The organism is Nocardia alni, assembly GCF_019038435.1.
Classification (GTDB): domain Bacteria; phylum Actinomycetota; class Actinomycetes; order Mycobacteriales; family Mycobacteriaceae; genus Nocardia; species Nocardia alni.
In genome coordinates, this window is sequence record NZ_JAGPOX010000075.1 from 37,862 (window position 1) to 44,798 (window position 6,937).

Consider the following 6,937-nt stretch of genomic DNA (forward strand, 5'->3'; position numbering starts at 1 on the left):
GCAACTTTCTGTCGAGAATACCGACCAGAGGTCCGAGATTGTTGGACACGTCAGGACACAAGTCGATCAAAATTGCTCGGTACCCACTTTTGTTCCACTACAGTTCGCCGCAAGCGATCCAGCCCACCCATTGCGAGCAAAGGAACAAGCGGTGCACGTCCAAGAGGGCATCCGAAACATTCAGACGGGTCGGCACCGGCTGGGCTTGCCGGGCAGGGTGTATTGTCTCGAAAACCCCGCCGTCGCGGACACGGTGACGCGTTACCGCCGCACCGGGCTGATCGCCCTGCTCAACCCCGCTCGCCATAGCTGGGCAGCGCTGCGACGTCGCGCGGCTTGGGCCGCGGTCGGCTGGGTTCCCGCTCCGGTGGGCTGAGCGCGCCCGGGATCACACCAGTCCGCTGGGCCTGCGCCGACTACCGGATCGCTGGATCGGCATGGCATTGGGCGGGACCGGATACGGAGTCCCCTTACCGGCCGAGCCGAGCGCGATATTCGGTCCGCATTCCGCGATCGCGGCGTGTGTGCGCGAATTCGGATCGCTGATACGCGGCGCCGCCGCGTCGGGTGTGGAGGCGAAATCGAAGGCCGAGGTCATGTCTCCGGCCACGCGTCGCCGCCAAGCGGTCAGGTTCGGCACGTCGACGCCGAAACGGCGTTCGATCAAGCGCAATTGCGAGGTGTGATCGAAGGTCTCCGAGGCCACCAGCCCACCGCGCGAATACGGCGAGATGACGAAACACGGAACGCGATAACCCAATCCGATCGGTCCACGCACGCCCTTGGCCGCGGGCACCCGGTTCAGGTCCACGCTCAAGTACTCCCCCGGTGTGCCGGCCGGCGCGGTCGGCGGGGTGACATGGTCGAAGAATCCGCCGTTCTCGTCATAGCTGACGATCAGCGCGGTCTTCTCCCACACTCGAGGATTCGAGGTCAGGATGTCGAGCACCTGCATGATGCCGACCGCGCCGAACGCCGGCGGGAGGGCTGGGTGCTCGCAGTTCATCAGCGCCGGAATCACCCACGACACCGAGGGCAGCCGGTCGGCGGCGACATCGTCGGCGAAGTCGTGCGGATAGACCGGAGCCTTACCCCGCCGCGCCAGTTCGGAATTCGGGTCCGCGGCCTGCTTGAAACAGCCCATCATCCCGTCGAGGAATACCGAGGAGATCGGACCGACGTCGCGGTTGTTGTACATCTTCCAGCTGACCCCGGCCGCGGAGAGATTCTCCGGCATCGTGCGCCAGGTGTAGGCGTTCTGCGGAATGATGGCCGGGGTCTCCACCAGCGGCCCCCCGGCCACGCCCTCGGGGTCGATATGAGCCGACATCCAGTACAGGCGGTTGGGGTCGGTGGGGCCGAGCACCGAACAGTGGTAGTGGTCGCAGAGGGTGAACGCGTCGGCCAGCTCGTGATGGATCGGAATATCCTCACGCAGGTAATACCCCATGGCCGCGGGACCGTTTCCGGCGCCGACGCTGGCGATCGACATCGGCATCCACCGGTCGTTGCGGCCGCCGTTCCAGGACTGGTGCATCCCGGGCCAGCTGTGGTCCGGGTCGTTGATGCAGTCCCCGTCCAGGCTCGCGCCGCGGGTGGTGTCCAACCGGAACGGCATGACGTATCCGTCCGCCGTCGGCCCGACGCCGGGCGCGTAGCCGTACTGCTTCCAAGCGGCCGAGGCGTCGCCGAATCCCCGCACTCCGGGCATCGTCCCGAAATAGTGGTCGAACGAGCGATTCTCCTGCATGAGCAGCACGATGTGCTCGATATCCCCGAGCCCGCCCATCCCGGCCGGATCGGCGGCATACGCCCGCTCGATGATCGGATCCGCCAGCGAGGCCAACGCGGCAACCCCACCCGCGGCCATCGCCTTCGTCAGAAAATCGCGCCGATTGATGCCGTCGAAGACGCCCATGTCGCCGTTCAGACCTTCCACGTATGTGAAACAGAGTGAAACAGAGAGAGTTCTCCGCCCATCGGCCACCCTAGGCGAAAAGTCCGGAATCCCTCGAACTTTCACCTGCGGCGCAAGTGCGCCATGCCGCAGTTCGGCCGCTCCGCCGCCGACGAATGCGGCCGTGCTCGGCACGATCCGGCTCGTCATACGGGAAGACCCTCGGATCGCATACGATCCAGGGGCCTTTCGCGATGAAGCGATTACGCGTAGCCGGAGAGCTTCTCCCGCAGCGCGGCCACCTGAACATCGCTCGCGAGCGAACCGCCGCCCGACTTCAGACTGAGAAGACGTCCTCGACAGTACTGGCGTTGAGGATTCGCAGCGTCCACATCTCCAACCGGTCCATATCGGCAGCAGAAACGGCATCGGCGACCCAGTCGGGCAACTGCACGAACCTGGCTGTCAACAGGCGCATCAGCGTTTCGGCCCGTTCCGCCATCCGCCCCTTGGCCTCGCCCCGCACCTCGCCCCGTGCTTCGAGCTGTTCCGCGATCGTCACCGCGACCTCCCTCGCCTTCTCGCCGAGCTTGTCGTAGACCGGATCCAGATCCTGGATTCCGATTCGACCAGCGTTGACAGTATAGATGTAGGTCACGACCGTCTCCCAGCGCTGCAGACCGCCCGGCTCTTCGATCAACGCCCTGAGCTCGTCGGCCCAGTCCAGTAGTAGCGAAACCAGCAGCGGATTGTTCGGCGCTTCTCGCAGGAGCAACAGCAGAATCAGCACGTCGGGGGGCAGTTCCCGCTCGGCCAACTGCTGCGCGTTCACCGCGTTCACGTCATCGAGCAGGTACCGGACGTGAGGCACCAGATCGCCCGCTGTCGCTCGCTCCGAATCGTTCAGGTCGAGCAGATCGGCCAGATCCATCGGGGCATTCCAGCGCAGACCCCGGGGACTACAGTGCACCACCAGCGGAATGATCATCGGTAGTCGTTTGGCACCCGGATGCTCCTCGAGGTAGCAATTCCAGATCGCCACCATGTACTCCACTATCCGGAACGCCATCAATTCATCCGAGCTGGACTGATGTTCGGCCAGCACGTAGACGAACCCGGGCCGCCCCGCGATCCGAGTCCGGAACAGCACATCGCTGTAGCGGCCCCGCAACGGTGGAGCCACGAAACTCTTCGACACCGGCGTCATCTGGGTCCAGTCCACCAGTGCCGCCATCCCCGGCGTCAGCACGGCCCGCATCTCCGCGGCTACAGCCTGCCAGCGCTCCATGATCTTGCGAAAGAACAAGTCATGTGGTGTATTCGGCATCACAGCCATAGTCCGGCAATCTAGTGCCGAACGCGACAATGACGCCAATTGATTACGGGGGTTTGGAACGAATCTCGGTGTGTCGCAACACGACACGCGCCTGTGGGGTCAACCCCACAAATAAAACAAGGGCCTCGATCCGTTCGGATCGAGGCCCTCGTCAGACGATCGGATTACGCGTTGCCGGAGAGCTTCTCCCGCAGCGCGGCCAGCTGGGCGTCGCTCGCGAGCGAACCGCCGGCCGACTCCGACGAGGAGCTGGACGACGAGGACGAGGAGCTCGCCTGGGCGCCACTCTCGGAGGAGTAGTTCTGCGGACCACCGTTGGCTGCCTCTGCGGCGGCGTCGGCGGCCATCTTCTCCATCTGCGCGGTGTGCATCTTGTGGCGACGCTCCGCCTCGGCGTAGCGGCCCTCCCACTCCTCGCGCTGCTTCTCGAAGCCCTCGAGCCACTCGTTGGTGTCGGGGTCGAAGCCTTCGGGGAAGATGTAGTTGCCCTGGTCGTCGTAGCTGTCGGCCATGCCGTACTTCGACGGGTCGAACTCGGCGTGGTAGTCCTCGTTGGCCTGCTTCAGCGACAGCGAGATCCGGCGACGCTCCAGGTCGATGTCGATGACCTTGACCATCGCGTCGTCGCCGACGGCCACGACCTGGTCCGGCACCTCGACGTGGCGCTCGGCCAGCTCGGAGATGTGCACCAGGCCCTCGATGCCCTCTTCGACGCGCACGAACGCGCCGAACGGAACCAGCTTGGTGACCTTGCCCGGGACGATCTGGCCGATCGCGTGGGTCCGGGCGAACTGACGCCACGGGTCTTCCTGAGTCGCCTTGAGCGACAGCGAGACCCGCTCGCGGTCCAGGTCGACGTCGAGAACCTCGACGGTGACCTCCATGCCGACCTCGACGACCTCGGACGGGTGGTCGATGTGCTTCCAGGACAGCTCGGAGACGTGCACCAGACCGTCGACACCGCCCAGATCGACGAACGCGCCGAAGTTGACGATGGAGGACACGACGCCCTTGCGGACCTGGCCCTTCTGCAGCTGGTGCAGGAACTCGCTGCGCACCTCGGACTGAGTCTGCTCCAGCCAGGCGCGGCGGGACAGGACCACGTTGTTGCGGTTCTTGTCCAGCTCGATGATCTTGGCCTCGATCTCCTTGCCGACGTACGGCTGCAGATCGCGGACACGACGCATCTCGACCAGCGACGCCGGGAGGAAGCCGCGCAGGCCGATGTCCAGGATCAGACCACCCTTGACGACCTCGATGACGGTGCCCTTGACGGCCTCGTCCTTCTCCTTGAGCTCCTCGATGGTGCCCCACGCCCGCTCGTACTGCGCGCGCTTCTTCGACAGGATCAGGCGGCCTTCCTTGTCCTCCTTGGTGAGAACGAGGGCCTCGACCTCATCACCCACGGAAACGACCTCATTGGGGTCGACATCGTGTTTGATGGACAGCTCGCGAGACGGGATCACGCCTTCGGTCTTGTAACCGATGTCGAGCAGGACCTCGTCGCGGTCGACCTTGACGATGGTGCCTTCGACGATATCGCCGTCGTTGAAGTACTTGATCGTCTTGTCGATTGCGGCGAGGAAATCCTCGGCAGTGCCGATGTCGTTGACGGCTACCTGCGGCGAGGTAATGGTGGTGGGCATATGTGGGGTTGCTCCGGACGGATTGTGGTCGGTAGTGGACATTGGAACTCTCGGTTTTGCTGTGATTTCACAGCTCGGGGACTACATTGCACCTTCACAGCACATCGCCGCGACACAGCACAACGCTGTCCTGCCCTGAAACTCACAGCTCACGAGTATCGACAGCACTCACGTACCGGTACGTAAACACTGAGGACACTCGCGAAAACAGCGTACGCGACGCTCGTTGTACCAAGCAAACAAGGGTCGCGGTAGCGATTTGCGGGTGTCGATACCCTTCCATCATGCCGCACGAGGACCCCGCAGACCCGCACGCGCAGGCCACAGCCCTGCTCGGCACAAGCGCCATCGCCCGTACGCGCGTCGACTCGACGAGCAGTGCCCGAGCCAACCGCCGCTGGTGGGATGCCGACGCGGCACAGTACCACGATGAGCATGCCGCGTTCCTCGGCGTCGATTCGCCCGACGGGGAGTTCGTCTGGTGTCCGGAGGGCCTGCACGAGGGCGACTGGCATCTGCTCGGCGATATCGGTGATCTCCATGGAAAGCGAATCCTCGAGGTCGGTTGCGGTTCCGCGCCGTGCGCCCGCTGGCTGGCCGCCCACGGCGCGTATCCGGTCGGGCTGGACCTGTCGCGCGGCATGCTCGAGCGCGGACTGGCCGCGATGGCGCGCGGCGGGCCGCGGGTGCCGCTGGTGCAGGCCGGGGCCGAGGAACTGCCGTTCGCGGACGCGAGTTTCGACGCGGCCTGTTCGTCGTTCGGCGCGGTGCCCTTCGTGGCCGATTCGGCGCGGGTCATGCGCGAGGTGGCACGGGTGCTGCGGCCCGGCGGGCGCTGGGTGTTCTCCGTGAACCATCCGATGCGCTGGATCTTCCCCGACGATCCGGGCCCGGACGGGCTGCGCGCGACCATGCCGTACTTCGACCGCACCCCGTACGTCGAGGTGGACGCGGACGGGACGCCCACCTACGTCGAACACCACCGCACCCTCGGGGACCGGATCGGTGAGATCGTCGCGGCCGGGCTGACCCTGATCGACCTGATCGAACCCGAATGGCCGGAATGGCTGGACCAGGAATGGGGTCAGTGGAGTCCGCTGCGCGGCGAAATCTTCCCGGGCACAGCGATATTCGTCACCGAGAAGCGGTAGTAACCCGCGGCCGCCACGCATCGTACTCCGGGCGACCACTCCACCGTCCCGGCGTAGCTCGCCGCATCGGCGGTACGACTCCCGCACTCAGCGGCAGTCGAGTCCCCCCTCGGCCCCCACCCAGCGATAGAGGTGCTCGGGCCGACCCGCCGACCCGTAGCGGGGAGCGATCTCCACCGCTCCCGTGTCGTGCAGGAATTTCAAGTAGCGACGGGCCACCGCCTGACTGAAGCCGACGCGTTCGGCCAGTTCGGTGGCGGTGAGCCCGTCGCCGAGCGGACGCAACGTCTCGGTGACGTGGGTGAGTGTGGCGGCCGAGATGCCCTTGGGCAGCGAATCCTCGCCGCTGCTGCGCAGCCGCCCGTAGAGCCGGTCGATATCGCGCTGCGCGGGGGCGCGCATGCGGTGCAGCTGAGCGTGCGCGGCGGCGTAGGAGTCCAAGCGCTCCCGGAAGATACGGAAGGTGAACGGCTTGACCACGTAGTGCACCACCCCGAGGTGCATGGCCGCCCGCAGAACATCGACATCCTTGGCCGAGGTGATGGCGATGACGTCCACCGACTGCCCCGCCGCCCGAATCCGCCGCAGCACGTCGATTCCGCCCACGCCCGGCCCGTCGCTCGGCAGATACATATCCAGCAGCACCAACTCCGGCCGCAGCGCGCTCACCGCGCGCAAGGCCGCCATCCCGGAGGTCGCCTCCCCGACTACCTCGAAACCCTCGACCCGCTCGGTGAACTGCCGGTGCACCGACACCGCCATCGGATCGTCGTCGACCACGAGTGTCCTGATCACGGTCGAACCACGGTGGGATCGGTCGACTTCGCCGCACCCGACACGCCACCCGTGCCGGGGGCCCCGGCCCCCCGCGACTCCTCCGCCTCCGGCGCCCCGCCGTCAATTCGCC

5 protein-coding genes are annotated in these 6,937 nt (G+C 65.7%); 1 reads left to right on the plus strand and 4 read right to left on the minus strand.

Features of this window, described 5'->3' with window-relative positions:
• Positions 1-388 precede the first annotated feature (388 nt).
• From JZ791_RS25935 to rpsA, 3 genes are all read right to left on the minus strand, one after another.
• A complete protein-coding gene (locus tag JZ791_RS25935; RefSeq protein ID WP_216897844.1) occupies positions 389-1,918 on the minus strand; it encodes a phospholipase C in 1,530 nt (509 codons plus the stop codon).
• Between the two features lie 316 nt (positions 1,919-2,234).
• Positions 2,235-3,224, minus strand: coding sequence for an Rpn family recombination-promoting nuclease/putative transposase (locus JZ791_RS25940; RefSeq protein ID WP_216897836.1), 990 nt, complete (start codon positions 3,222-3,224; stop codon positions 2,235-2,237).
• A 173-nt stretch (positions 3,225-3,397) separates the two neighbouring features.
• Entirely contained in the window at positions 3,398-4,879 is a 1,482-nt protein-coding gene (gene rpsA, locus JZ791_RS25945) for a 30S ribosomal protein S1 (protein ID WP_216897837.1), read from the minus strand.
• A 284-nt stretch (positions 4,880-5,163) separates the two neighbouring features.
• Between rpsA and JZ791_RS25950 the strand changes: the two genes are divergently transcribed.
• Entirely contained in the window at positions 5,164-6,030 is an 867-nt protein-coding gene (locus tag JZ791_RS25950) for a class I SAM-dependent methyltransferase (protein WP_216897838.1), read from the plus strand.
• An 87-nt stretch (positions 6,031-6,117) separates the two neighbouring features.
• Here JZ791_RS25950 and JZ791_RS25955 read toward each other — a convergent pair whose 3' ends face one another.
• Positions 6,118-6,825, minus strand: coding sequence for a response regulator (locus tag JZ791_RS25955; RefSeq protein WP_216897839.1), 708 nt, complete (start codon positions 6,823-6,825; stop codon positions 6,118-6,120).
• Positions 6,826-6,937 lie beyond the last annotated feature (112 nt).

Bases quoted from the DNA above. Each gene is read 5' to 3' on its own strand.
- JZ791_RS25935 (WP_216897844.1), bottom strand. From the start codon at position 1,918: ATGGGCGTCTTCGACGGCATCAATCGGCGCGATTTTCTGACGAAGGCG.
- JZ791_RS25940 (WP_216897836.1), bottom strand. From the start codon at position 3,224: ATGCCGAATACACCACATGACTTGTTCTTTCGCAAGATCATGGAGCGC.
- rpsA (WP_216897837.1), bottom strand. From the start codon at position 4,879: ATGCCCACCACCATTACCTCGCCGCAGGTAGCCGTCAACGACATCGGC.
- JZ791_RS25950 (WP_216897838.1), top strand. From the start codon at position 5,164: ATGCCGCACGAGGACCCCGCAGACCCGCACGCGCAGGCCACAGCCCTG.